22 protein-coding genes, 1 other RNA gene and 1 riboswitch are annotated in these 25,325 nt (G+C 66.7%); of the genes, 22 read left to right on the top strand and 1 reads right to left on the bottom strand.

All coding sequences use genetic code 11. From position 1 onward, the window contains the following. Positions 1-102: 102 nt before the first annotated feature. The 17 genes from AEQU_RS07290 to AEQU_RS07210 all read left to right on the top strand — a co-directional run bounded on the left by AEQU_RS07290 (position 103) and on the right by AEQU_RS07210 (position 19,733). A complete protein-coding gene (locus AEQU_RS07290; RefSeq protein WP_022740287.1) occupies positions 103-663 on the top strand; it encodes a cell division protein FtsL in 561 nt (186 codons plus the stop codon). A gap of 4 nt (positions 664-667) precedes the next feature. Further along, a complete protein-coding gene (locus AEQU_RS07285; RefSeq protein ID WP_022740286.1) occupies positions 668-2,575 on the top strand; it encodes a peptidoglycan D,D-transpeptidase FtsI family protein in 1,908 nt (635 codons plus the stop codon). Between the two features lie 15 nt (positions 2,576-2,590). Continuing rightward, a complete protein-coding gene (locus AEQU_RS07280; RefSeq protein ID WP_022740285.1) occupies positions 2,591-4,081 on the top strand; it encodes a UDP-N-acetylmuramoyl-L-alanyl-D-glutamate--2,6-diaminopimelate ligase in 1,491 nt (496 codons plus the stop codon). Positions 4,082-4,096: 15 nt separating this feature from the next. Continuing rightward, positions 4,097-5,599, top strand: coding sequence for a UDP-N-acetylmuramoyl-tripeptide--D-alanyl-D-alanine ligase (locus AEQU_RS07275; RefSeq protein WP_022740284.1), 1,503 nt, complete (start codon positions 4,097-4,099; stop codon positions 5,597-5,599). Beyond that, entirely contained in the window at positions 5,599-6,645 is a 1,047-nt protein-coding gene (gene mraY, locus AEQU_RS07270) for a phospho-N-acetylmuramoyl-pentapeptide-transferase (protein WP_022740283.1), read from the top strand. Before AEQU_RS07275 ends, mraY begins: the two co-directional genes overlap by 1 nt. Positions 6,646-6,650: 5 nt before the next feature. After that, positions 6,651-8,132, top strand: coding sequence for a UDP-N-acetylmuramoyl-L-alanine--D-glutamate ligase (gene murD, locus AEQU_RS07265; RefSeq protein ID WP_022740282.1), 1,482 nt, complete (start codon positions 6,651-6,653; stop codon positions 8,130-8,132). A gap of 4 nt (positions 8,133-8,136) precedes the next feature. Continuing rightward, positions 8,137-9,483, top strand: coding sequence for an FtsW/RodA/SpoVE family cell cycle protein (locus tag AEQU_RS07260; RefSeq protein WP_070098393.1), 1,347 nt, complete (start codon positions 8,137-8,139; stop codon positions 9,481-9,483). A 4-nt stretch (positions 9,484-9,487) separates the two neighbouring features. Next, entirely contained in the window at positions 9,488-10,588 is a 1,101-nt protein-coding gene (gene murG / locus AEQU_RS07255; protein WP_022740280.1) for an undecaprenyldiphospho-muramoylpentapeptide beta-N-acetylglucosaminyltransferase, read from the top strand. Positions 10,589-10,634: 46 nt separating this feature from the next. Next, entirely contained in the window at positions 10,635-12,023 is a 1,389-nt protein-coding gene (gene murC / locus AEQU_RS07250; protein WP_022740279.1) for a UDP-N-acetylmuramate--L-alanine ligase, read from the top strand. 9 nt (positions 12,024-12,032) lie between these two features. Further along, positions 12,033-13,187 (top strand): UDP-N-acetylmuramate dehydrogenase, encoded by a 1,155-nt coding sequence (gene murB / locus AEQU_RS07245; protein ID WP_022740278.1) that lies wholly within the window; start codon positions 12,033-12,035, stop codon positions 13,185-13,187. Then, complete coding sequence (locus AEQU_RS07240) at positions 13,180-14,280, top strand: cell division protein FtsQ/DivIB (protein WP_244874818.1); 1,101 nt, start codon at positions 13,180-13,182, stop codon at positions 14,278-14,280. The genes murB and AEQU_RS07240 overlap by 8 nt, the downstream gene beginning before the upstream one ends. A 716-nt stretch (positions 14,281-14,996) precedes the next feature. Next, entirely contained in the window at positions 14,997-16,118 is a 1,122-nt protein-coding gene (ftsZ, locus tag AEQU_RS07235; protein ID WP_022740276.1) for a cell division protein FtsZ, read from the top strand. A 24-nt stretch (positions 16,119-16,142) separates the two neighbouring features. Continuing rightward, on the top strand, positions 16,143-16,970 hold the full coding sequence (locus tag AEQU_RS07230) for a purine nucleoside phosphorylase YfiH/LACC1 family protein (protein WP_041714602.1): 828 nt from the start codon (positions 16,143-16,145) through the stop codon (positions 16,968-16,970). A 4-nt stretch (positions 16,971-16,974) separates the two neighbouring features. Continuing rightward, complete coding sequence (locus AEQU_RS07225; protein ID WP_022740274.1) at positions 16,975-17,667, top strand: YggS family pyridoxal phosphate-dependent enzyme; 693 nt, start codon at positions 16,975-16,977, stop codon at positions 17,665-17,667. Positions 17,668-17,770: 103 nt separating this feature from the next. Then, positions 17,771-18,562: a cell division protein SepF gene (locus AEQU_RS07220; protein ID WP_022740273.1), complete on the top strand. Its 792-nt coding sequence runs from the start codon at positions 17,771-17,773 to the stop codon at positions 18,560-18,562. Positions 18,563-18,608: 46 nt separating this feature from the next. Next, positions 18,609-18,866, top strand: coding sequence for a YggT family protein (locus tag AEQU_RS07215; protein WP_022740272.1), 258 nt, complete (start codon positions 18,609-18,611; stop codon positions 18,864-18,866). 63 nt (positions 18,867-18,929) lie between these two features. After that, positions 18,930-19,733, top strand: coding sequence for a DivIVA domain-containing protein (locus AEQU_RS07210; RefSeq protein WP_022740271.1), 804 nt, complete (start codon positions 18,930-18,932; stop codon positions 19,731-19,733). Between the two features lie 162 nt (positions 19,734-19,895). Here the strand turns inward: AEQU_RS07210 and rnpB are convergent. After that, positions 19,896-20,268: RNase P RNA component class A (gene rnpB / locus AEQU_RS12080), an RNA gene on the bottom strand. A gap of 130 nt (positions 20,269-20,398) precedes the next feature. Between rnpB and AEQU_RS07205 the strand changes: the two genes are divergently transcribed. The 5 genes from AEQU_RS07205 to thiD all read left to right on the top strand — a co-directional run bounded on the left by AEQU_RS07205 (position 20,399) and on the right by thiD (position 25,116). Further along, positions 20,399-21,028 carry a thiamine diphosphokinase gene (locus AEQU_RS07205; protein ID WP_022740270.1) on the top strand — a complete coding sequence of 210 codons (630 nt, stop codon included), beginning with the start codon at positions 20,399-20,401 and terminating at the stop codon, positions 21,026-21,028. 30 nt (positions 21,029-21,058) lie between these two features. After that, a riboswitch (TPP riboswitch) is annotated at positions 21,059-21,184 on the top strand. Beyond that, positions 21,174-22,568 carry a phosphomethylpyrimidine synthase ThiC gene (thiC, locus tag AEQU_RS07200; RefSeq protein WP_022740269.1) on the top strand — a complete coding sequence of 465 codons (1,395 nt, stop codon included), beginning with the start codon at positions 21,174-21,176 and terminating at the stop codon, positions 22,566-22,568. Its footprint overlaps the riboswitch before it by 11 nt. A gap of 237 nt (positions 22,569-22,805) precedes the next feature. Then, a complete protein-coding gene (thiE, locus tag AEQU_RS07195; protein ID WP_041714600.1) occupies positions 22,806-23,477 on the top strand; it encodes a thiamine phosphate synthase in 672 nt (223 codons plus the stop codon). Positions 23,478-23,536: 59 nt separating this feature from the next. After that, on the top strand, positions 23,537-24,133 hold the full coding sequence (locus tag AEQU_RS07190) for a cysteine hydrolase family protein (RefSeq protein WP_022740267.1): 597 nt from the start codon (positions 23,537-23,539) through the stop codon (positions 24,131-24,133). A gap of 125 nt (positions 24,134-24,258) precedes the next feature. Next, positions 24,259-25,116 (top strand): bifunctional hydroxymethylpyrimidine kinase/phosphomethylpyrimidine kinase, encoded by an 858-nt coding sequence (thiD, locus tag AEQU_RS07185; RefSeq protein WP_041715236.1) that lies wholly within the window; start codon positions 24,259-24,261, stop codon positions 25,114-25,116. Positions 25,117-25,325: the final 209 nt, after the last annotated feature.

Genomic DNA, 25,325 nt, shown 5'->3' with positions numbered 1-25,325 from the left:
AGTCGCCCGACAAGAGAACAAAAGCAAGCCCGAGGACGCTGTCATCGGGCTTGTTAAGCCTTAATGGACGCTTGAGCCGCAGAATGAGTGAGGAGGGCCAAGATGAGCGCCGCATCATATTCGCGCACGTCGCGCCCTCGCACCGACCGCGTCTCTTACGGTCGCTCCTCCGCCGGACGCGCCGGCGCTGCCTCCAGCTACCGCGGCGCCCGCTACGTCTCCTCGTCTCTGGCCGAGGAACTCTCCTTCGAAGAGGCGCCCTCCATCTCGGTGGTGCCCGGTGCCGGTCGCCGCGCCCAGAGCGAGGGCATCTCGACGGCGGCGCTTTCCCTGGCGAAGGCCTGCGCCGTCATCTGCATCGTCATAGCGCTCATCGCCATGGCCCGCGTGGCCATCACCTCGGCTGCCGCTTCCTGCGCGCTGGAGACGCGCTCGCTGCAGACGAGCATCGAGACCGCCCGGGCCGAGGGCAACGAGCTTGAGGTGTCCCAGAGCGTGCTGGCGAACCCCTCGCGCATCAAGGCCCAGGCCACGGCCCTCGGCATGGCGGCCCCGGCCCCCGAATACAGCGAGCAGATCACGCTGGCTCCCGATATCGTCGCCACCGATGGCGCCGGCGGCCTGTCGCTGTCGGAGTCGGTGGCGCGCATGAAGGGGCTCTAATCCCATGGAACGCTACCGCTACCCCGACAAAAGCGGCCGCGGCGGCCGCGCCGATGCCTCGCGCACCGGGCGCGTCCGCGGACGCGCCTTCGACGAGCCCCGGCGCGCCTCCTCGCGCACGGGTCGGGCCTCGGCCTCCTCGCAGGGTCGTGGCTTTGCAGGCGGCAACCGGTCCGGCCGCCCCTCGGGGCGTGCGGGCGCCGCTCGTCCGGGCCGCCCAGGCGTGGGCGCCGCCATCGACGCGGCCATGCCGACGGTCTCCGGGCGCGCCAAGGTGCTGCTGCTGGCTTTCGCCGCCATAGCGGCCGTGTTCTTCCTGCGCTTGGTGTTTCTGCAGGTCATCGTATCGGATCAGTACTCGGCCATGGCCGAGGAGTCCCGCACGGTCAGCTTCGAGACGACGCCGCGCCGCGGCACCATCTACGACCGCAACGGCATCGTGCTGGCCACCTCGGTGGAGGCCACCACCATCTACGCGAACCCCGTGGAGGTGACCGATGCAGCGGCCGACGCGGCGTCTCTGGCCTCGGTGCTCGGGGGAGATGCGGCCGACTACCGCGAGCTTCTGTCCACTCCTTCCACCACCTTCGTCTACATCAAGCGCCAAGCCGACGTGGAAGTGGCCGATAAGGTCAAAGAACTGAAGCTGGACGGCGTCTACTTCATCGCCGATACCCGCCGCGAGTACCCCAACGGCTCCATCGGCGGCCAGGTCATCGGCTACTGCAACGTCGACGGCGAGGGCATCACCGGCCTCGAGCTGCAGTACAACGACATCCTTTCCGGCACGCCGGGCACCTACACCGCCGAGCGCGGCGAGCAGGGATTCCCCATTCCCGGCGGCGTGAAGGAGGAGACGCCGGCCGTCAACGGCCAGGACATCATGGTCTCCCTCGACATCAAGCTGCAGGACACCGTGGAACAGGCGCTCGCCGAGGGCGTGAAGGATCTGGAGACCGAGGAGGGCTCGTCCATCGTCATGGATGGCGCCACCGGCGAGATTTACGCCGCATGCTCGTTGCCCTACATGAACCCGGCCGACATGTCCTCGTCGCAGGTGGGCAGCGAATCGGTGAAGGCCATCACCCAGGCCTACGAGCCCGGGTCCACCTTCAAGTCCGTCTCGGCGCTCACCATCCTGGAGCGAGGCACCATGGGCCCCGAGGACACCATGTTCTGCCCGAGCTCCATCTCCGCCGACGACTACGACGTCTCCGACTCCCACGAGCGCGACGGCGAGACCTACTCGCTGCGCGAGATCCTGAACCACTCGTCGAACGTGGGCATCTCGCTGGCCACGGAACAGGCGGGCTTCGACAAGCTTTACGACAACATCAAGCGCTTCCACTTCACCGAGCCCACCGGCGTGGACTATCCCGGCGAGGCGGGCGGCAACGTGCTCGACTTCGACAACTGGGCCAAGATCACCGGCTACAACGTGAGCTTCGGCCAGGGCATCGCGGTGACGCCGCTGCAGATGGTGCGCTTCTACAGCGCCATCGCCAACGACGGGACGCTCGTGACCCCGCACTTCCTCATCTCGAAGCCCCAGAGCGGGGAGGTGGCCGAATGGGAAAGCGCCGAGACGGGCGTCGATGAAACGGTGCTCGCCGATATGCGCTCGATGCTGCGCTCGGTGGTCACCGACGGCACGGGAGCCGCCGCCGACATCGAGGGCTACGAGGTCTGCGGCAAGACGTCCACGGCGGAAATCGCCTCGGAAGAGGGCGGCTACAAGAAGGAAGTTTATAACATCGGCTTCTGCGGCTTCATTGACAACTCGTCAAGCAATTTAGTTTGTTTTGTAGGAGCCAACGAGGTTTACGCCATGCGCCAGACCACGCAGATCTTCAACGATATAATGGAGAATGCTGTCAAGCAGTACAACATTACTTCGATGCCGTCGAATTAGAGGAACGATACCGTTATGACCAAGACCTGCTCAGAGCTCTTCCAAGGGATGGATTGCACCATCATCGGCAACGGGAACGAGGAGGTGGCAGGGCTGGCGTTCCGCAGCGACGAGGTTCGCCCGAACGATATGTTCTTCTGCATCGTCGGCACCGTCGTCGACGGCCACTCCTTCGCCCAGGACGCCATCGACCGTGGGGCCACCTCGCTGGTGGCCGAGCGCAAGGTGTACCTGGCCGACGCCACCGATGTCACCGAGGTCGTCGTCTCCGACTCGCGCAAGGCCATGGCCTACGCCTCGGCGAACTACTACGACAACCCCTCCCGGGCCTTCTCGCTCGTGGGCATCACGGGCACCAACGGCAAGACCACCACGACCTATCTGGTGGAGCACATCGCGAGCGTGGCCGGCAACCGCTGCGGCGTCATCGGCACCGTGGGCAACAAGATCGCCGGCGTCATGGAGCACGCCGAGCGTACCACGCCGGAATCGCCCGACCTGCAGAAGCTGTTCGCGCGGATGCGCGACGCCGGCTGCACGGTGGTGGCCATGGAGGTGAGCTCGCACGCGCTGGATCTGCGCCGCACCTGGGACACCGACTTCGCCGTGACGGCGTTCACGAACCTCACCCAGGACCACCTGGACTACCACCACACCTTCGACGACTATTTCGAGGCCAAGGCGCTTCTGTTCTCGAAGGACTACCCGGCCCGCCGCGTCATCTCCATCGACGGCTCCTGGGGGCGCGAGCTTTTGCGCCGCTGCACCGCCGCTGGTGACGAGGTCATCACCACGGGCTTCGACGTCTCCGCCCAGATCCATCCGGTGGAAGTCACCTACGAGGCCGCCCGCACCAAGGCGGTGCTCGAGGTGCGCGGGACGCGCATCGCGGTGGAGTACCCGCTCGTGGGGCGCTTCAACGTAGAGAACGTCATGACGGCCTTCGGCTGCGCGTTGGCCTTAGGGATTCCCACCCAGATCATCGCCGAGGCCCTGGCCACCATGCCGGCGGTTCCCGGCCGCCTGGAGCGCGTGCGCCCTGCGGTGGACGCGCCGGTGTCGGTGTACGTGGATTACGCCCACACCCCCGACGCGCTCACCAAGGCCATCGCCTCTATCAAGGAGCTCTCACACGGACGCACCATCGTCGTCTTCGGCTGCGGCGGCAACCGCGACGCCACCAAGCGTCCCATCATGGGAGCTGCGGCGCTGGCCGCCGACTACGCCGTGGTGACGAGCGACAACCCGCGTCATGAGGAGCCCGATGCCATCATCGCCGATATCGTGGCGGGTATGGAAGACGCCGAGCGCTTCACCGTGGAGCCCGATCGCCGTAGTGCCATCGCGGCCGCCATCGCGCTCGCACGCCCGGGCGATGCCATTCTCGTGGCCGGCAAGGGCCATGAGGATTACCAGCTCGTGGGCGATGAAGTGCTCTCCTTCGACGACCGCGTCGTGGCGGCCGAGGAGTTGGAGCGCGCCTTCGGCGGTGCGTGTTCGAACTAGGCGAAAGGACTCGGCGTGCGCCTCAACGCAAAACAAATCGCAGCATACACCGGCGGCCAGTTCCTTGTAGACCCCATCGACGCCAGCGCCCTCATGACGGGCATCACCTGGGATTCGCGGGAAGTGCGCCCGGGCTGGCTCTACGTGGCCCTGCCCGGCGAGCGCGTCGACGGCCACGCGTTCGTGGAAGCCGCCCTGCGCGCCGGCGCCGCGGGCGCGCTGGTCACCGATGCCCCCTCGCAGTCCTGCGCTCTTCTGGCCCGGGAGCTGGGGGCCGCCATCATCGAGGTGCCCAACACGGCCTCGGCCATCACCGATCTGGCCCGGGCCTGGCGCTCCCACTTGCGAGGCCGCGTCATCGGGCTGACGGGCTCGGTGGGCAAGACCACCACCAAGAACCTCACGCGCGATGTGTGCGCCGCCTACGGCAGCGTGGTGGCCACCAAGGCCAACCAGAACAACGAGCTGGGCGTTCCCCGCACGCTGCTCAATGCCGATCCCGAGACCGCCGTGGTGGTCGTCGAGATGGGCATGCGCGGCCGCGGGCAGATCGCCGAGCTGTGCGATTTCGTGCGGCCGGTGTGGGGCCTTATCACCAACGTGGGCGAGAGCCATATCGAGCTTCTGGGCAGCCGGGAGAACATCGCCCGGGCCAAGTCCGAGCTCTTCGAGGCGCTTCCCGCCGGCGTGGGCCGCGCCTTCGCCAACCTGGACGACGATTTCGCCACCTTCATGGCCGAACGCGGACGCCTGTCCGAGCGCTCCGTGGCCCTCTCCGGCTTCGCCGGGCATCCCGATACGGCCCTCCGCGAGGCGCTCGAGCGCGAGAGCGCCGCTTGCGATCAGGCGGTCTGGGCCGAGGACGTGTCGCTGGACGCCGAGGGCCGCCCCCGCTTCACCCTGTGCGCCCGCGATGCCGCCGACCACGACGACGGCGCCCTGTTCGCCACCGTGGAACGCGTGCCCTGCGCGCTCTCCCTCACCGGTGCCCATAACGTGGACAACGCCTGCGCCGCCGCCTCGGTGGGCTTCGCCTTGGGGCTCGATTTGGCCACCATCGCCGCCGCGCTGGGCGCGTCGGTGCCCGAGCCGGGCCGCCAGGAAATCATCGCCGCCCGCGGCGGCTTCACTGTCATCAACGACGCCTACAACGCGAGCCCCGATTCCATGCGCGCCTCGCTTGCGACCTTCGCCGCCACGGATGTGGCCGGCCGGCGCATCGCCGTGCTCGGCGACATGGGCGAGCTCGGCAGCTTCGCCCCCGCCTGCCACGAGGGCGTCGGCGCCGCTGCTGCCTCGCACTATCTCGATAAGCTCATCTGCATCGGCGAGCTGGCGCGGCATATCGCTGCAGGCGCCGAGGCCGCCGGCATGGACGCGGCGCGCATCAGCCGCGCCGACACCGTCGCCGACGTGCTGGAGGAGCTGGACGCGCTGCTCGAGCCGGGCGACGCCGTGCTCGTGAAGGCCTCGCACTTCATGGGCCTTACCCGTATCGTCGAAGGATTGGTCAACTGATGTTCTCTCTGTTCTCCGCCTACCCCACGTTCATGATCTTCCTCGGCGTGGCCATCGCCATGGTGATCACCATGGTGCTCATGCCCGCCTGGATCCGCTTTTTGAAGACGAGCCACATCGGCCAGCAGGTGCGCGCCGACGGCCCCCAGAGCCATCTGGTGAAGCAGGGAACCCCCACTATGGGCGGCGTCATCATGCTCATCGCCGTCATCGTCTTCACCCTGCTTGCCTCGGTGGGCGCCCCTACCGCGGAGCTGTGGCTTCTGCTCGGCGCCACGGTGGCCACCGGTATCCTCGGGCTCATCGATGACGCCTCGAAGGTGGCCCACGAGCGATCGCTCGGGCTCACGCCCAAGGCGAAGCTGATCGGCCAGTTTCTCATTGCCGCCGTTTTCGTGCTGGTGGCGGTGAACCTGCTCGACATCAAGCCCACCGTGGAGATCCCGTTTGTGGCCACCCTCGATTTGGGCGTGCTCACCACGGTGGTGCCCGTGGGCGACGGCATCGCCATCCCCTGGCTCTACCTCATCTACTGTCTCATCCTGCTCGTGGGGCTCTGCAACGCCGTGAACCTCACCGACGGGCTTGACGGTTTGGCCGCGGGCACGGTCATGGTGGTCATGCTCGTCATGGCCGCCATCGCCTTCCGCGCGGGCGTGCTGGAGCCGGCCCTGTTCGCCGGGGCGCTCGCCGGCGCCTGCATCGGGTTCCTCTGGTTCAACTCGCACCCGGCCGACATCTTCATGGGGGACACCGGCTCGCTCGCCCTCGGCATGGCGCTGGGGTGCCTTGCCGTGGTGACCAAGACGGAGTTCGTCGTCATCATCATCGGCGGTCTGTTCGTGGCCGAGGCCCTCTCGGTCATGATCCAGGTGTTCTACTACAAGAAGACCAAGAAGCGCATCTTCCTCATGGCGCCTCTGCACCATCACTTCGAGAAGAAGGGCTGGTCGGAGACGAAGGTGGTCGTGCGCTTCTGGATTGTTTCGGGCATGCTGGCCGCCTGCGGCTTTGTGCTGTACTTCGCGACGACGTTGGGGGCGTAAGGGCTATGACGGTGGAAGGCATGGAAAACGTGGAGATGATCGCAGGCAAGAAACACGCCCCGAAGTTCCTCGGGCGCGTGCTTATCTTAGGGCTGGGAAAGTCGGGCACGGCGGCGGCGGAGTACTGCCTGGATGTGCTGGGCAGCCGCGTGGAGGCGCTGGCCGTGGCCGCCGGCGCGCCGGGCGAGGCAGCGCTGGCCTGGGCCGAGGGCGCCCGCGAGCGCGGGGCCGTGGTGCTCTTCGATCACGAGACCATCGAGGGCGCCTACGATCTGTGTATCGCGAGCCCCGGCATTTCCGAGAATTCTCCGTTCTATCGGAGCGCCGCTGCGGCCTCCGCCGAGGTGATCAGCGAGGTGGAATTCGCCTGGCGCGAGAGCGACGCTTCCTCGAAGTGGGTCGCCATCACCGGCACCAACGGCAAGACCACTACGACGGCGCTCACCTGCCATTTGCTGCGGGAGGCGGGCGCGAACGCGGCCGCCGTGGGCAACATCGGCGAGACTTGCATCGATGCGGTGGCCGCCGGGAACACCGACGTGTACGTGGCGGAGACCTCCAGCTATCAGCTGGCCTCGACGCGCTTGTTCGCGCCGGATGTGGCCGTGGTGCTCAACATCACGCCGGACCACCTGTCCTGGCACGGCAGTCTTGAGGCCTACGCCGCGGCCAAGTGGAAGGTGCTCGCCAATCTGGGCGCCAGCGGCGGTGTGGCCGTGCTCGATGCCTGCGACGACGCCGTGCGCGCGAAGATCCGCGAGCTGCGGGCCCGAGGCGGCGTTCCCTTCCGCTACATCCCCATCGGGGGCGCTGCCGGTCTCGGCGCCGACATGCGCGCCACCTGCGGCGCTGATGCCGCTGCCTTCCGCGGCGCCGGCGGTCAGCTCGTCGTGGCGTGGGACGGCCACGTCTCCGATCTCGTCTTCGTGGACGATCTGCAGATCAAGGGCGGCCATAACCAACAGAACGCCCTGGCCGCCGCCGCATGCGCGCTCGTGCTGGGCGCCACGGACACGGCGGTGGGCGAGGGCCTGCTCACCTTCCGCCCCCTGGAGCACCGCATCGAGCCGGCGGGGCTCGTGGACGGCGTGGCCTGCTACAACGACTCGAAGGCCACCAACGTGGACGCCACGCTGGTGGCGCTCACCGCCTTTCTGCCGACGCGCCCCATCGTGCTGCTCGGCGGCCGCGACAAGGGCACCGATTTGGCCCCGCTCGTGGCGGCCTGCGAAGAGAACGCCCGGGCCGTGGTCTGCTTCGGCGAGGCGCGCGAGCGGTTCCTAGCGGCTTTCGCGGACTCGGCGGTCTCCCCGGTGCTCTCCGCCGGCACGATGGAGGAGGCGCTGGACGCGGCCCTCTCCATCGCCGAGGACGGGGACGTGGTCGTGCTCTCGCCGGCCTGCGCCTCCTTCGACGAGTTTAGCTGCTTCGAGGAGCGGGGCGACGTGTTCAAGCGCCTCGTGGCCGACCGGGCCGGGAAGGCCTAGGCCTTTGAGCCGTTCCTCCCGACATAGCGAGACGTCCGCGGGCCCCTCCAGTCAGGGGCCTCGCGTTCTGCTGCTTCTGTGCGTGCTGGCGCTCGTGCTGGTGGGGCTCGTCATGGTGTACTCCGCCTCCATGGTCAAGGCGCTGGATGCCGGCAAGCCGGCGACGGACTTCTTCACCGACCAGCTCCTGTATGTGGTTTTTGGCGCGGCTTGCGCCCTCTTCTTGTGGAAGGTCGTGCCCTACCGCTTCTGGGTGGGGCCGATTGTGTGGGCCGTGTGGGCCGTGGCCGTGGCGCTCATCTTCGCCGTGTGGCTCGCCGGCACCGACCATTACGGCGCCCAGCGCTGGCTCTATATCGGGCCCATTGGGCTACAGCCCTCGGAGTTCTGCAAGATCGCCTTTATTCTGGTGGCGGTGCGTCTCGTCGTCGATTGGCGGGCGGGGCTCGTGGAGAGCCGCGCCACCATGGTGCGCGCGCTCATCTTCATCATCGCCCCCATCGCGCTCATGTACCGCACCCAGTCCGATTTGGGCACCACGGCCATCTGCTTCGTGGGCATTCTCGCCGTCATGTGGATGGGCGGGGTGTCGCGCCGGGTCATCTTCGCCTGTTTGGGCGTGGCCGTGCTCGGCGGACTCGTGGCCATTTTCGGCACCGGCTACCGTTCCGACCGCCTCGTGTTCATGGATCCGTGGAACGACGGGGAGGGCGGCTACGGCACCGGCTACAACATCATCCGCTCCTACTACGCGCTGGCCGAGGGAGGCATCTTCGGCGTAGGGCTCGGCAACTCCCACGAGAAGTTCCAGTACCTGTTCGCCTCGGAGAGCGACTTCATCTTCGCCGTCATCGGCGAGGAGCTGGGGCTCGTGGGGGCGCTCTTCGTCATCGGGCTGTTCTTCTGCGTGCTGTACGCGGGGCTCGCCATCGCCGAGCGGGCCTCCGACGACATCGGTGCCATGATCGCCGGCGGTGCCACGGTGATGCTCGTGTTCCAGGCGTTTCTGAACATCGCCTGCGTCATCGGCGTGTTTCCCACGACGGGAAAGCCGCTGCCCTTCATCTCGTCGGGCGGCACGTCCATGATCGCCTCGTTCATCTTGGTGGGGCTCGTGCTCTCCGTGTCCGCGGCGCCGGCCGCCCCGTCCGTTTACGAGCAGCGCCGGGCCGATCTGCGGCTCGTGCGCCGGGAGTCGGCGCCCCCTGCGCCGTCGGGCCGGGCGCGGTCGGGGGAGTCTTCGCGCTCGCGCTCCGCGGCCGCCTCGGGCCGCGGCGGATCCGGCCGCATCGATGCTTCGGCCCGATCCCGCTCCGCGCGCCCATCTAACCGTTCCAATTACAGGAGGTAAGCCCATGTTGGCCGTTCTTTCCGGCGGAGGCACCGCCGGGCATATCAACCCCGCCCTCGCCCTGGCCGACGAGCTGGTAAGCCGCGGCTGGGACGTGCGCTTCGCCGGCACCCCCGGCGGGGTGGAGTCGCGCCTCGTGCCTGCCGCCGGCATCCCGTTCACGGCCTTCGAGGCCTCAGGGTTCGACCGGTCCCATCCGGCCTCCCTCGCGAAGGGCGTGGCGAAGATCGCCGCCTCCACGGGCAAGGCGAAAAAGTGGTTCGCCGACATCAAGCCCGACGTCGTCGTGGGCTTCGGCGGGTACGTGTGCATTCCCGTGGCCCGAGCGGCCGAGAAGACCGGCGTGCCCGTGGTGCTGCACGAGCAGAATTCCGTGGCGGGTATGGCAAACAAGTATCTGGCCCGGCGGGCCGACGCCGTCTGCGTGACCTACGAGTGCTCGGCGGAGAGCCTGGGCGCGGCCGCGCCGGTCACCGTGACGGGCAATCCCGTGCGCCGTTCGGTCATCGAGGCCGATCGCGCCGCGGGCCGGGCGATGTTCGACCTTACCGAGGATGATTTCATGCTGCTCGTCTTCGGCGGCTCGTTGGGCGCGCGCCACATCAACGAGGCCGTTGTCGCCCTGAAAGACGAGCTGCTCGCGCGCCCGAACCTGCACATCGTGCACATCACGGGCCCCAAGGAGCTGGATGCGGTGACCGAGGCGCTGGCGCTCACGGATGACGAGGCGCGCCGCTGGCACCTTCTGGGCTACCAGGATCGCATGGGGGAGACTTTGGCCGCGGCCGACGCCATCGTGTCGCGCGCCGGGGCCACCTCGCTCGCGGAGATTTCCGCGCTGGCCATTCCGGCGCTGCTCGTGCCCTATCCCTTCGCCACGGCCGACCATCAGACCACCAACGCCCGCGCGTGGGTGGAATCGGGCGCCGCGTTCATGATGCCCGACGACGAGCTGGGAAGCGACGAGTTCAAAGCCAAGCTCTTCGCGCTCATCGACGACGCGTCGGTGCGCGAGGGCATGGTCGCGGCGGCCCGGGCCCAGAAGACCGGCGAGGCGGCGGCCGCCTTGGCAGATGTTGTGGTCGGCGTCGCCACGGCGCGCTGATGCTTTACAATAGCGGGATTGCAACGAGGACGAAAGGCGAGGCGACGTGAATAGCGAACAAGAGCAGCTTCACTTTATCGGGGTCGGCGGCGTCGGCATGAGCGGCATCGCCCGGGTCGCCCACGACCAGGGCATGGCCGTGTCGGGCTCGGACATCAAGGAGAGCCGCTACACCAAGCAGCTGCGCGATGCGGGCGTCACGGTGTTCATCGGCCAGGACGGCGCGAACATCCCCGACGGCGATGCGACGGTGGTCGTCTCCACGGCCATCCTGGAGAACAACCCCGAGCTCATCGAGGCTCGCCGGCGCAACCTTCCCATCGTGCACCGCGCCCAGATGCTCGCCCGCCTCGGGCGCGATCTGGACACGCTGGCCGTGGCGGGCACCCATGGGAAGACGACGACCTCTTCCATGCTCGCCAGCACGTTGGATGCCATGGGCTACGATCCCACCTTCCTCATCGGCGGCATTGTGCGGGCCTATGGCACCAACGCCCATTCCGGTCGGGGGCGCTCTTATGTGGTGGAGGCCGACGAGTCCGACAAGTCCTTCACCTACCTCTCCCCGGCGGCGGCCATCGTCACGAACATCGAGGCGGATCACCTGGACCACTATGAGGGGCTCGACGAGATTTACGCCCAGTTCGCGGCCTTCCTTTCCGGAGTGCGCGAAGACGGCCCCATCGTCGTGTGCGGCGATGATCCGAAGTTGGCGGAGGTGGCCCGCGGCACCGGTCGTGCGGTGACCACCTACGGCTTTTCCGAGGATTGCGACGCTCGTATCCTGGCCACGGAGGCTCAGGGCGTGGGCACCCGCTTCACCCTGCGGTTGCCCGACGGGCGCGTGGTGGCCAGCCGCATCAAGCAGAACCCGGGGCTGCACAACGTCTCCAACGGCGCCGCGGTGCTGACGCTCATCTCGCTTCTGGGCCTCGATGTCGATCTGGCGGCCGAGAAGCTGCAGGAGTTCGCCGGCGTTCGCCGCCGCTTCGACCTTATCGGCGAGGCCGGGGGAGTGACCGTGGTGGACGACTACGCCCATCATCCCACGGAGATCGCCGCCACCATCAAGGCGGCCAAGGCCCTGGATTTCAACCGTGTGCACGTGCTGTTCCAGCCGCACCGCTATTCCCGCGTTGCCCTGTTCACCGACATTATGCGCGACGAGTTCGGCAGCGCCTTCGACGAGGCGGACACCGTCACCTTCATGGACGTGTACTCCGCCGGCGAGGCACCGGTGCCGGGCGTTACCGGCAAGACCTTCTTGAACGTCGTCACTGATCACGGCCATCCCCATGCCGTCTTCGTGCCCCGGCGCATCGACGTGGTGCCCCATATGCTGGAAGTGGCCGAGCCCGGCGACCTTGTCATTACTATGGGCGCCGGAGATGTGACCGCCATCGCGCCGCAGCTCGTGGACGAGCTGGGCCGCTAAGGGAGTCCCATGGCCCGCCACGCCTCGCCCGTGCAATCGCTGCTCGTGGACGACCGCTTCGACGGCGACGTCTACGCCCACGAGCCCTTAAGTCGCCACACCACCTACCGCATCGGAGGCCCGGCGCGCTTTTTCGTGCGCGCGAATTCCGTGGGGGCGCTCACGGGGCTGGTCGATGTGTGCGCGGCCGAGGGCACGCCTTGGGTCGTGCTCGGCCGCGGCTCCAACGTGCTCGTGGCCGACGGGGGCTTCCCCGGCGTGGCCATCGCCCTCGGACGTGATTTCCGCACCCTGCGCTTCGATGGGGATCGCTTCGTCGTGGGCGCCGGCGCCTCGCTCTCCTCGGTGGTGCAGGAGGCCTTCAAGCGCGCCATCGGCGGCTTCGAGTTCGCCGTGGGCACCCCGGGCACCATAGGCGGCGCCCTGCGCATGAACGCCGGCACAGCCGACGAGTGGATAGGGCAGCGCGTCGTTTCCGTCACCACCTACCGGCCGGGCCGCGGCCTGGTCCGGCGCCGCGGCGACGAGATCGCATGGGGCTATCGCGTGAGCTCCTTTGCGGCGGACGAGGTGATTCTGGAATGCGAGCTGGCCGCCGAGGCCGCCGATCCCTATCGGGTGCGCGACAAGATGGAGGGCAACCTCGCCCGGCGCAAGGGCTGCCAGCCGCTTTCCGAACCCACCTGCGGCAGCGTGTTCAAGAACCCCGAGGGAGCCTCGGCCGGCCGTCTCATCGAGGCGGCGGGATGCAAGGGCGCCGAGGTGGGGGGCGCCCGCGTGTCCGATGTGCACGGCAACTTCATCGTGAACTGCGGCGGTGCTTCGGCCGCCGACGTGCGCGCGCTCATGGAGCGGGTGCGCGCGGCGGTGCTCGCGAGTGCCGGTATCGAGCTGGCGCCCGAGGTGCGCCTGCTGGGGTTTGAGGAAGATTTTCCGGCTGCTGCACGTGGTGCTGGCGACGTGTCTGCCGATGCAAGCGCCGATGCGGACGTAGACGGCGTGCGCATCGGCGAACGCGGGCGCGCCGTTCAGTCCGAGGCGAATGCTGTCTTTGCGGGCGGCGTCGACGGCACGCTTGCTGGCGAACGCAGGCGCGTCAGCGCCGGCGAGGGCCGAGTAGCCTTTGCGAGCGAGGAACACGGCGAGGATGGTCGCCGTGGTTAGAAGATCCGGCAATCGTAATGTTTCGGTGCCCCGGGGGACCACCTCGCGCGGGAGCGCGCGCGGCGGCGTCTCGCCATCGCGGCGCCCTGCGGCGGCGCCGGTGCGCCCGGCCTCCTCCCGCCAGGCCCCATCGTCGCGCCCGGCCTCGCGCTCGGGCCGCAGCGCGGCAAGCCCCGCGACGGTCGGCCGCGCTGCCGGCGGCCGCGCCTCGGGCGCCCGTCCCGCGCCCCGCACGGTGACCACGTCGGTGCGCCTGGGGGATTTGCCCGCGTCGCGCGGCGACCGACGCGCGCCGGCGGCTAGGGCCATCGCGCGACCGAAGCGCTCCGGAGCCTTCAAGGCCGCAATCGTGGCGCTCGTGCTCGCCTGCGTGCTGGGCATCGCCTACGCGGCCCTCTATTTCGGCGGGGCCTTCGCCATCACGTCGGTGAAGGTGAACGGTGCCGACCACCTCACCAACGACGAGATGGCCATTCTCGCTGCCGTGCCCCAGGGCACGACGCTTCTGAACGTGGACACCTCCTCGGTGGCCAACAGCGTCGACCGCGACGCCTGGGTCGCCGACGTGTCCGTGAACCGCATTTTCCCCGATACGCTGGAAATCAACGTCACCGAGCGCGAGATCGCCGCCATCGTGGAAGTGGCTGCCGACAACGCGAAGGTCACGCAGATGTGGGCCATCGCTTCCGACGGCATGTGGCTCATGGAGATTCCGGCTCGCGATTCCGAGCTGGGTGCCACCATCTCCCCGCAGATCTACGAGGACGCCGACCGGGTGCTGCACATCACCGGCGTGCCCTTCGGCCTCACGCCCGAGGTGGGCACCTACTGCGCCGACGGCAACGTGAACAACGCCTTGGCTATTCTGGACGGCCTTTCCACGGAACTTGCCGACCAGGTGAAGACGGTGACGGCCACTGATGCCGCCTCCACGTGCCTGACCTTGGACAACGGCATCGAGATCGCCTTCGGCACCGCCGAGGATATCCGCGACAAGGAGCGTATCGTCCTGCAGATCATGGCCGACAACCCCGGCAAAGTCTCCTACATCAACGTCCGCGTCCCCGACCGCCCCACCTGGCGCGCCGTCTAGGGTTCCCTTTCGCGGGCATCGAGGATACTTCGCCCAGCTGAGGCTTTTTCTTCGACGGGTGCCTCCGCTCGCCATGCGGGGGACAAGCCCCGCCGACACTGCGGATCCGACAGGCGCCTGTCGGCCCCTCGCTGACTCCCTTGGGCGAACCCGCGAGCGATCTTTCCCGTAGGGGGCGACCTTGGTCGCCCCTCTCGGCCGCGCCTACCGTACAGGTGTCGCGGCTCTCGGTCGGCGAACACCCCCGTTTTTGCAGCAAATCGCGAGTTATAAGCGTCTAGGGGGTACGGAGCTCTTTGAAACCCCCGCAGCGAATGTTCGTGACCTGGGGTTTTGCAAATATAGAAACTTCTGCGGGCCTTCTCTCCCGCATCGAGACGCTCATAACTCGCGATTTGCTGCAGAAAATGACCCCTTCGTCGACCGAGGAGCCCGAATGACTTGGAGCGGGGGGCTCACGTCCTTCCGATTTCGAGAAGAATCCATAGCCCGAGGCTCCGCTTTGCCGTTTCGCGAAGCGCGATGCGGTGGGTTTCTTGTCGTATTCGTGTATCTGCAGACTCCTTTGGCGGTGATTTGCGTTGCAAACGAATGGGCATCGTGTACAATGTCCTGCATAAATGCCGCCTTTGAGCGGACCGCAGGGCGCGCCCGAGCAACGGCGCGCGGAAACGAGACAAACGCAGCAGTAAAACGCAACAGGTGTGGAGGACGAAATGCCGAACATTCCAGGCTCTGAACATTTGGCCGTCATCAAGGTCGTCGGTGTCGGCGGCGGCGGCACGAACGCCGTGAACCGCATGGTGGAAGCCGGCGTGCGCGGCGTGGAGTTCATCGCCGTGAACACTGACCGCCAGGCCCTTCTCATGTCCGATGCCGACAAGACCATCCACATCGGCGAGGAGCTGACCCGTGGCCTCGGCGCCGGCGCCAACCCCCAGGTGGGCTGTCAGGCCGCCGAGGAGAGCCGTGCGGAGATTCGCGAGGCGCTGGCCGAAGCCGACATGGTCTTCGTCACCGCTGGCGAGGGCGGCGGCACGGGCACCGGCGCGGCCCCCATCGTGGCCGAGATCGCCCGCGAGGAGATCGGCGCCCTTACCGTGGGCGTCGTCACCAAGCCCTTCTCCTTCGAGGGGCGCCTTCGCCGCAATCAGGCCGACCAGGGTATCGATCTGCTCTCCCAGAAGGTCGACACCCTCATCGTCATTCCCAACGACCGCCTGCTCGAGATCGTCGACAAGAAGACGTCCATGATCGACGCCTTCCGCATCTGCGACGACACGCTTCGCCAGGGCATCCAGGGCGTCACCGACCTCATCACCATCCCCGGCCTCATCAACCTCGACTTCGCGGACATCCGCACGGTCATGAAGGATGCCGGAACGGCCATGATGGGCATCGGCATCTCCACGGGCGAGAACCGCGCGCTGGACGCGGCCCAGCAGGCCACCTCTTCCAGCTTGCTGGAGTCCTCCATCGCCGGCGCCTCGCGTGTGCTGTTCTCCATCGCCGGCGGCCCGGATCTCACGCTGACCGAGGTCTCCGAGGCGGCCCGCACGGTGGAGGCCTGTGCCGACGAGAACGCCAACATCATCTACGGCCAGATCATCGACGAGGAGCTGAAGGACGCCGTGCGCATCACAGTCATCGCCACGGGCTTCAAGGTGGGCGCCTCCCAGTCCTCCATGGACTTCGCGCCGCGCAAGGACCTGTTCGCCTCCACTGAGCCCGCGCCCCAGCCGGTTCAGCAGGCGCCGGTCACCTTTTCGGCTCCCGCACCCACGAGCCGCTTCACGGACGAGGACTACATCCCCGACTTCTTGAAGCGCGCCCGCTAGGGGAGAGGCCGACGTTCGAATCCCATGGCACTTCCCAAGCCGACATTGCAGGCCCGCCCGTCAGCGGGCCTGTCCTTTTTAACCGACGAGTCCCTGTTTGCGGCCACAGGCGTGCGCCTGGGCTTCTCTCGCCGTCAGGGCGGGGTGAGCGAGCCCCCTTACGACGGTCTCAATTTGGGCGATCATGTGGAAGACGACCCGATGGCCGTGGCTGAGAACCGTGCGCTCCTCCTGGACGCCGCGGGCCTTGGGAGTACTCGGCTGCTTACGCTCAACCAGGTGCACGGCGATGTCGTGCTCTCTCTGGATGACGATGCGGCTGCCGCATGGGAAGCGGTGGCGCGCGCCGGGGCCGCCGGTGCCGACGGCGTGGCCGTGGCCGCGCCGGATGTGACGGCGCTTTTGTGCTTCGCCGACTGCACCCCGGTCATCGTCGTGTCCCCGTCGGGGGCTTACGCCGTGGCCCACGCGGGGTGGCGCGGGGCGCTCGCCGGCATTCCCGCCAAGACCGTGGCGGCGCTGGCAGCCCTCGATGTCCGTGCGGGACGAGCCGTCGATCCTTCCGAATACAACGCCTACGTCGGCCCGCATATCGGCGCGGAGTGCTACGAGTGCGGCCCCGACCTCGTCGGCCGTTTCGTCGAGCGCTTCGGGTCCTCGTGCGCCCGCGGCGCCGATCACCTGGATCTGGAAGCTGCCGTGCGCGCCAGCCTCGCCGAGGCCGGTATCGCGCCGGAGCGCATCGCGTCGTCGGGGGAGTGCACCGCCTGCCGCGATGACCTTTACTTCTCGTATCGCAAAAGCGGGGGCCGCTGCGGACGCCACAGCGCCTTCGCCGGTCGAAAGGAATGAGCTTGTGAGTATTGCCGAGCGCTATCAGAAGGTGGCCGCGGAGGTGGCCGAGGCAGCGGTGGCTGCGGGCCGCGCGCCCGAGGACGTGCTCCTCGTGGCCGTGTCGAAGACGGTTGGGCCCGAGGGCGTGGCCGAGGCGATCGAGGGGGGCGCCCGGGATTTCGGCGAGAACCGCCCCGACCAGATCGTGCCGAAGTCCGCCGCGTTCCCTGAGGCCCGCTGGCACTTCATCGGCAACATCCAGTCGCGCCGCATTCCCGAAATCGTCGCCTCTGCAACGCTTATCCACTCCCTGTGCCAACGACGCCATGCCGAGAAAATCGATCATGCAGCCGCCGAGCTTTCCAAGGTGCAGGACGTGCTCATCGAGGTGAACGTGTCGGGCGAGGCGTCGAAGAGCGGGGTGGCGCCGGCCGAGGCGGCCGATTTGGTGCGCGCGGTGGCCGCCCTGTCCCACGTGTCCGTGCGCGGGCTCATGACCATGGCTCCTGCCGGCGACGCGCAGGCGGCCCGCGAGGCCTTCGCAGGACTCGCCGAGCTGGCCGTTCAGATTCGCGCTCAGCTTCCCGCCGAGGACGCCGCCGTTTTCACGGAGCTCTCCATGGGCATGAGCGACGACTGGCGCGAGGCGGTGCCTCTGGGGGCCACCATTGTTCGCGTTGGACGGGCCATCTTTAGTGAATCTTATCAGGAGTAGCCTTCAAGCTGGTATGATGATCGAGAACACTGCGGGGCCGCAAGCGCCCCTTTAGACTGAGAACCACGGCGGGCGTCACCGCCCACACGAAGCAGGAGGCTCCATGGACGGCAAGAGCATGTTCGGCGACATCAAGTCGAAGCTGGGTTTCGGCCGTAAGAACGATTACGAGGAGTTCTACGAGGACTACGAGGAATTCGAGGAGGGCGACGACTACGGCGAGTACGGCTACGACGAGTCCTACGAGCGCACGTCCGGCTCGGCCTACGATCCCTACGACTCGGTGACCACGCGCGAGCCCGGCGAGCGCTCTCGCAGCCGTTCCTCCATGCCGCGCCTCGTCTCCATCGATGATGTGCGCGCCCGCACAGCGGTGCCCACGCTGCCCGACGATGACGCGCCCGCGACCCGGCGCGGCTCTTCCAGCTCGTTCCGCACGATGGTCGACTCATCGCTGCCGCCGCAGATGACCCCGGAGGGCACGGCCGCTGCCTCGGCCGCCGCCTCGGCGGTGCATCACGCCCGCTCCGAGGGTTTGAACTCACTGTTCGAATCCACCACGCCTCCGGCCGATACACGCTCGACGAGCTCGCGGGGCTCCTCTGCTTCCAGCTCGCGCTTCACGCCGTCGCGCACGTTGAAGGTGGTGGCTCCCGGCGCCTATAACGACGCCGAGGCCGTCTCCACCGCGCTGAAGCTCGGCAATGCCGTGGTGCTGAACCTGGCAGCGACTCCCGATGCGCTGGCCAAGCGCATCCTGGACTTCTCCTTCGGTGTGGCCAGCGCTCTGGACGCCAACGTGGAATGCGTGGGCAACAAGGTGTTCGCCCTCACTCGCATCGACGAGCTCACCGAGGCCGAGCGCTCCTACCTGCGCACCCAGGGCATCATCTAGCGCCCGACACGCCCTCAAGACCTTCCGATAAAGGAGCTTGCTAACTATGCTGACCTACCTCCTCGTGAGATTGGCCGACGCCTACTCCATGATCATCTTCATCTACGTGATGATGTCCTGGCTGCCGAACACCCAAAGCGGCATCATCGGCGACATCTACCGCGCTTTGGGCAAGTTGTGCGACCCGTATTTGAACTTGTTCCGAAAATTGATCCCGCCCCTTGGAGGAATGGTGGACGTGACTCCCATCATCGCTCTGCTTGTATTACAATTCGGGGTACGTTTGCTGGTGATGATTTTCTAAATTCAGACGGCCGGCATTCCGACGTGTCAGCGACGTAACATCGTAAGAAACTGAGGTACCTACATGGCAATCACCGCTTCCGACATCCACAATCAGAGCTTCTCCATCGACCGCAAAGGCTACGATGTGGATGAAGTGGACGTGTTCCTCGAGCATGTCGCCGACGAGATCGATATTTTGAACGACACCATCGCGCACCTTCAGGATCAGCTGGAGGCCGATCGTTTCAGCGGCTTCGACGCGCCTGCCGCCTCCACGGTGGCCATCACCGAGGTGGCCGCGGCGACCGTCGACACCTCCGAGTACGACGCTCAGCTCGCCCAGAAGGACGCTATCATCGCCGATCTGGAGCGCCAGCTTTCCGACAAGCGCGCCGACGACAACGCCATTGCCCAGGCTCTCATCATCGCCCAGCGCTCGGCCGACGAGATTCTCGCCAAGGCCAACGCGAACGCCACCGAGACCATTCAGGACGCCCGCGACGAGGCCCAGCGCATCATCGATCGCGCCAACACCGACCGCCAGGACGTCATCGACGCCATCCGCAAGCTGCAGGACGATCGCGAGGACGCCCGCGAGGAGTACGCCGACCTGCTGAAGGACATCATCTCCGACGCCTCGCGCAAGTTGGCCGACATCGGCGCCAACGTGCCGGCTGCCGCTACGGCGCTGGATGGCGAGTACGACGTGGTGCCCGGCCTCACCGGCAACTTCGAGATCGACGAGTACGTGGCGCCTTCCGCCTATGTGACGCCTCAGGCTCCGGCCGCCGTCGTGGCCGCCGCCACCCCGGTTGCCTCTCCTTACGAGAAGGATCTCTCCGGCTTCGGCGACGCCGACGACTTCGAGTTCGAGGAAATCGATTAATCAGCCGAGAAAATCTATCTGGTATGTAAGAACCGCCTTATTGGGCGGTTCTTCTTATTACTTGATCTTTTGTCTTACCCGTTCGCCCAAGGAAGTCAGCGAGGTGCCTGTCGGAACCGCAGCATCGACGTAGTTCGTTTGCCGTCAGGCAAACGAAACAAAGAGGCGAGCGGGCCTGTAAGCCGGGTTCTGTCGGGGACGGCCATTTATCTCGAACGCGAGTCGCCCCGCGTCTCTAGCACGCAACCCGAGCGCACGGCGGGCCACCGTATGGCGCTCCTATTTGCGCTTGCTCCAGATGGGGTTTGCCAAGCCGCGACGTTGCCGCCGCGCTGGTGCGCTCTTACCGCACCGTTTCAGCTTTTCTCCTGTGTCGCGCATGCGGCTCGCACCGCATGTTCCGAGCAGGGGAGTCTTCTTTTCTGTGGCACTTTCCGTCGGGTCGCCCCGCCCAGCCGTTAGCTGGCATCTTGCCCTGCGGAGCCCGGACTTTCCTCGCACCCCTGAGGGGGTACGCGACCGTCTGGCCCGCTCGCCTGTGGTATTGTAGCAGAAAGAGCGGCGCTGCTGCGGATTCCACAGAAGGGCCGTCGGCGCTCAAATCTTTCCGCTCAGCCCGGCTCTGCCGTTGGGCTTTCTGGTTCGCCCTGGAAGGAAGAGGAGAAATGATGACCACGTACGCCCTCGTCGGGGCCTCGGAATTCAGTTCCGAGCAGTTTTCCGCCCGCAACGGGGCGGGTGCCTTCGATGCCGTTATCGCCGTGGACGGGGGCTTTGCATCCCTGGCGGCTGTCGGCTGCGCGCCCGATCTGGCCATCGGCGACTTCGACTCGCTGGGATACGTGCCCGAGGGGGTGGAAGTGCTTGCGTTCCCGCCGGAGAAGGACGCCTCCGACATGGAGCTGGGCCTCGGCGAGGCCGTCGCCCGCGGCGCCGATGCCGTGGAGGTTTACGGGGCGCTCGGCGGCCGGCTCGATCATACATTGGCGAATTTGCAACTTCTCGCCTCTTTCGCCGAGCGTGGCCTGACAGTGACGGCGGTGGGGGAGCGTGAGCGCATTGCATTTCTCGTCGGCCCTGGCGAGCTGCGCTTGGATGCGGCGGGTGCGGGCATCGTGTCGGTGTTCTCGCTCACCGACGTTTCAACGGGAGTTGTGGAGGAGGGCCTGAAATACGGCCTTGATGGCGTGGCCCTCACGAACCGCACGAGCTGGGGCCTTTCCAACGAATTTATCGGAACCCCGGCCCGCATTGCCCTGGAAAGCGGCACGCTGGCAGTGTTTCTGCCGCTGTAGCGCCGGTCGGTTTTCTATACTGATCGCACAACCATATACCTGGGGAGCTTGCAGCCGCGCGGCGGCCGGGCAGGCTGAGAGGGGGCGCCGTGCACGCCCCGACCCGCCGAACCTGATATGGGTAATGCCAACGAAGGGAGTTTCCATGACTGACCGCCAGTCTGCCGGCGCCGTTGCTGCGCCGGACGTCGCTCGCACGTGCGCTGCATCGAGCGACGTTCGGCCAATCACTCAGATCGATTTCGCCCGCGCCGGCATCGTCACACCGCAGATGGCCGCTGTTGCCGCCGCCGAGGGCCGCGAGCCGGAGGCCATCCGCGCCGCCGTGGCCGCCGGGCGCATCGCCATCCCGGCCAACATCCATCACGCAAGCCTCGCGCCGGCCGGCGTCGGTTCCACGTTGGAGGGCGTGCCGCTTTCCACGAAGGTGAACGTGAACCTCGGCATCTCGGGCGATTTGGCCGATGAGGCCCTGGAATGGGAGAAGGTGGACGTGGCTTTGGAGCTGGGCGCCGACGCCATCATGGATCTGTCCAACTCCGGCAAGACCCGCGCCTTTCGCCGCGCGCTCGTGGAAAAGTCGCCGGCCATGATCGGCACGGTGCCCATGTACGACGCCATCGGCTATCTGGAAAAGGCGCTCATTGCCATTACGCCCGAGGATTTCCTGGAAGTGGTGCGCGCCCACGCCGAGGACGGGGTCGATTTCGTCACCATTCACGCCGGCATGAACCGCCGGGTCATCGAGTCGTTCAAAGAGACGGGGCGACTTACCAATATCGTATCGCGAGGAGGGTCGCTCATCTTCGCCTGGATGGAGGCCACTGGTCGCGAGAACCCCTTCTATGAGTACTACGACGAGGTGTTGGCTATCTTGCACGAGCACGATGTGTGCATCTCCATCGGTGATGCCATGCGCCCCGGCAGCGGCTACGACGCCACGGACGCCGGGCAGATCGCCGAGCTCATCGAGATCGGCAAGCTCACGCGCCGCGCGTGGGACGCCGGCGTGCAGGTGATGGTAGAAGGCCCCGGGCATATGGCGCTCGATGAGATCGCCGCCAACATGAAGCTGGAGAAGAGGCTGTGCCACCAGGCGCCCTTCTACGTGCTGGGGCCGCTCGTGACCGATATCGCCCCTGGCTACGACCACATCACGGCGGCCATCGGCGGGGCCATTGCGGCCTCCTCGGGCGCCGATTTCCTCTGCTACGTGACGCCGGCCGAGCATCTGCGCCTGCCGGATGCGAACGATGTGCGCGAGGGGCTCGTGGCCACCAAGATCGCCGCCCACGCCGCCGACATCGCCAAGGGCGTGCCCGGCGCGCGCGATCGCGACAACCGTATGAGCGATGCGCGGCGTCGCGTGGCCTGGGATGAGATGTTCGAGCTGTCGCTGGATCCGGCCCGCGCCCGTGCCGTTTTCGAGAGCGCCCCGCCCTCTACCGAGGGCACCTGCACCATGTGCGGCAAGATGTGCGCCATGAAGACGGTGAACGACATCATGGACGGGCTCGTCGTCGACTTGGACGCGGAATAGACGCCCCTCGGGCACAAGGAGCGGGGTCGGGCCGTCCTTCTCGCTCGATTAGGGCAAGAAATTCGAGTTGTTAGACTTTTCTGACAGAGCAACTTGCGGAAACGCTGCATCGTAAAGGCCCGACCAGGTGTTTTCGCAGCGCTTTTCGCTTGCTTGTCCGGCATCGCGCTTGCGTGATGTCTAACAACTCGAAAAAAGCGATCGAAACGGGTACCCAATTTGGAACGAGGAGTGAACATGCCTGCACGGGAACGTGGAAAGTGGTCGGCGGAGGCTATTCGCCGTGCCTTGAAGCTGTACGCGGTGACGGACAACGCGTGGCTGGGGGAGCGGACGCTGACGGAATGCGTGGAAGAGGCGCTCGCGGGGGGTGCGACCTTCGTGCAGCTGCGCGACAAGCAGGCAACTGGCGAGGCGCTTCAGGCCGAGGCCGCGGAGCTGCTCGCGCTCTGTCGCGCGGCCGGCGTGCCCTTCGTCGTGAACGACGACGTGGAATGTGCGTTGGCCGTGGGTGCCGACGGGGTGCACGTGGGCCAGGACGACATGGCCTGCGAGCGGGCGCGGGCGCTGCTCGGTCCGGATGCCATTGTGGGGGTGTCCACCCAGACGGTGGAGCAGGCCCGCGCCGCCGAGGCAGCCGGGGCCGACTACCTGGGCGTCGGCGGCGTCACCGGCACCGCCACCAAGCCCGAGGCCGGGGTGCTCGCCCCCGAGGAGTTCCGCGCCATCGCCGCCGCCGTGGACATCCCCGTTGTGGCTATCGGCGGCGTGAATGCCGCCACGATGCCGCGCCTGTCCGAGCTGAATGTGGACGGCGCCGCCGTGGTGAGCGCCATATTTGCCGCCGACGATATTGAAGCGGCGACTCGCGAGCTTTCGCGTATCATCGATGAGACCTTAGGCATTTAAGTCATCGTTTGCACATTTTGAGGTGCCAGGGAGACGGACGGCAAGAGAAAGGAACATCCATGCTCGGCGACGAGAACAACAACGACCTCATCGACCTTAGTTCCATCGATCGCGCGAAGTGCGCGCTGCTCGTCATCGACGAGCTGGGCGACCCCACGGGAGGCCCGCTCGAGCCGATGCTGCTGCCCGCTATCCAGCAGACGGCCAAGCTCACGACGGCCGCCCGCGCCGCCGGTATGCCCGTCGTCTTCACCAACGACGCCCATCTTCCCGGCATCGATCGCGAGTTGGCCCTGTGGGGCGCCCACGGCATCGCCGGAACCCCCGAGGCCCAAACGTCGCCCTTGCTCGATCCTCAGCCCACCGATTACGTGGTGGAGAAGCGCCGCTACAGCGGATTTTTCCAGACGGGGTTGCTTTTGCTGTTGAACGAGCTGGGCGTCGACACGCTCATCTGCTGCGGCATGGACACGAACATCTGCGTGAAGCACACGGTGGCCGACGCCTATTTCAACAACTTCAACATCATCGTGGTGGGCGACGCCACGGCCACGTTCCTCGTGGGTAACCAGGAGGAGGGCTTGGAGTACATGAAGGTGTGCTACGCCGCCAAGATCATCGACACCGACGAGGCCATAAAGCTCATCGAGGGGTAGCGTCCCGCCTCATCAACGATTGATTGCCAGAAAGGGGCGGCCATGCGGGCGCGCCCCTTTCGTGTGAAATGATGGCTTTGCGCGCGGCCCGCGGAAAGGCGGCCGCCATTGCGAAAGGAGCGTCCATGAAAGCGGTTCTCACCATTGCCGGATCCGATTCCAGTGGGGGAGCGGGCATCCAGGCCGACTTGAAGACCATCGCCGCCCATCATCTGTTTGGGGAGAGCGTCATTACGGCGCTCACGGCTCAGAACACGCTCGGCGTCACCGGCGTGCTCGAGGTGGATCCCATTTTCGTGGGCACCCAGATCGATGCCGTCTTCGACGATATCCGGCCCGACGCGGTGAAGATCGGCATGGTGTCGTCGCCGGCCATCGTGGGTGCCATCGCCGACGGGCTCGATCGTCACAAAGCCGCCAACGTCGTGGTCGATCCCGTGATGGTGGCCACGTCGGGCTCGGCGCTCATCGCCGATGCCGCCGTGGACGCGCTGGTGCGCCGGCTGTTCCCCCGTTCCACGGTGATCACTCCCAACATCCCCGAGGCCGAAGTGCTCTCGGGCATGGCTATCGCATCGTTGGAGGATGTGGAGACGGCCGCTTCGCTGATCGCCGACCGCTGCATCGCCGTTTGGGAGAACGAGCCGGCTTTCGCGGACGCGGCGCCTTCCGTCCCCGCCATTCTTATCAAGGGCGGCCATGGCGTGGGCGAGCCGGATGCCGCCGACGACTACCTGCGCATGGCCAGCGGCGAATCGGTGTGGCTGCGCGGCAAGCGCATCACCAACGACAACACCCACGGTACCGGCTGCTCCCTCTCCTCGGCCATCGCCTGCGGCCTGGCCCGGGGCTTTGCCGTGGACGTGGCCGTGCGCGACGCCAAAGCCTATGTGGCCGGTGCCTTGGCGGCCGGTCTGAACTTGGGGCGCGGCTCGGGCCCCCTCGACCACATGTGGCAGTACGGCGCCCCGATGCCCTGCTAGCGATGCCCTGCTAGCTCTCTACTTGCGTCGCTCTCTCCCTGACGGCCCTTTCCTAGCGGGCAACGCGCCTTCGGTTTGACAGTCTGTCGTCTTTCAATCTTTACAATGTAAAGTTAAGGTGCTATGATTCCTCCCGCACTGTTGCTTTACAGTGTAAAGCACGTGCAACATCCCATGTTGAACGGGCTGGGAACTTGATGAGTCCGAAA

The organism is Adlercreutzia equolifaciens DSM 19450 (genome assembly GCF_000478885.1).
Lineage (GTDB): Bacteria > Actinomycetota > Coriobacteriia > Coriobacteriales > Eggerthellaceae > Adlercreutzia > Adlercreutzia equolifaciens.
Note: the sequence above shows the minus strand (reverse complement) of the source record. Positions and strands in the feature narration are given on the sequence as shown.

Coding starts and splice junctions, on each gene's coding strand:
- AEQU_RS07280 (WP_022740285.1), top strand. CDS start 2,591: ATGACCAAGACCTGCTCAGAGCTCTTCCAAGGGATGGATTGCACCATC.
- thiD (WP_041715236.1), top strand. CDS start 24,259: ATGAAAGCGGTTCTCACCATTGCCGGATCCGATTCCAGTGGGGGAGCG.
- murG (WP_022740280.1), top strand. CDS start 9,488: ATGTTGGCCGTTCTTTCCGGCGGAGGCACCGCCGGGCATATCAACCCC.
- AEQU_RS07285 (WP_022740286.1), top strand. CDS start 668: ATGGAACGCTACCGCTACCCCGACAAAAGCGGCCGCGGCGGCCGCGCC.
- ftsZ (WP_022740276.1), top strand. CDS start 14,997: ATGCCGAACATTCCAGGCTCTGAACATTTGGCCGTCATCAAGGTCGTC.
- thiC (WP_022740269.1), top strand. CDS start 21,174: ATGACTGACCGCCAGTCTGCCGGCGCCGTTGCTGCGCCGGACGTCGCT.
- AEQU_RS07210 (WP_022740271.1), top strand. CDS start 18,930: ATGGCAATCACCGCTTCCGACATCCACAATCAGAGCTTCTCCATCGAC.
- murD (WP_022740282.1), top strand. CDS start 6,651: ATGACGGTGGAAGGCATGGAAAACGTGGAGATGATCGCAGGCAAGAAA.
- AEQU_RS07205 (WP_022740270.1), top strand. CDS start 20,399: ATGATGACCACGTACGCCCTCGTCGGGGCCTCGGAATTCAGTTCCGAG.
- AEQU_RS07190 (WP_022740267.1), top strand. CDS start 23,537: ATGCTCGGCGACGAGAACAACAACGACCTCATCGACCTTAGTTCCATC.
- AEQU_RS07290 (WP_022740287.1), top strand. CDS start 103: ATGAGCGCCGCATCATATTCGCGCACGTCGCGCCCTCGCACCGACCGC.
- AEQU_RS07220 (WP_022740273.1), top strand. CDS start 17,771: ATGGACGGCAAGAGCATGTTCGGCGACATCAAGTCGAAGCTGGGTTTC.
- murB (WP_022740278.1), top strand. CDS start 12,033: ATGGCCCGCCACGCCTCGCCCGTGCAATCGCTGCTCGTGGACGACCGC.
- AEQU_RS07230 (WP_041714602.1), top strand. CDS start 16,143: ATGGCACTTCCCAAGCCGACATTGCAGGCCCGCCCGTCAGCGGGCCTG.
- mraY (WP_022740283.1), top strand. CDS start 5,599: ATGTTCTCTCTGTTCTCCGCCTACCCCACGTTCATGATCTTCCTCGGC.
- AEQU_RS07215 (WP_022740272.1), top strand. CDS start 18,609: ATGCTGACCTACCTCCTCGTGAGATTGGCCGACGCCTACTCCATGATC.
- thiE (WP_041714600.1), top strand. CDS start 22,806: ATGCCTGCACGGGAACGTGGAAAGTGGTCGGCGGAGGCTATTCGCCGT.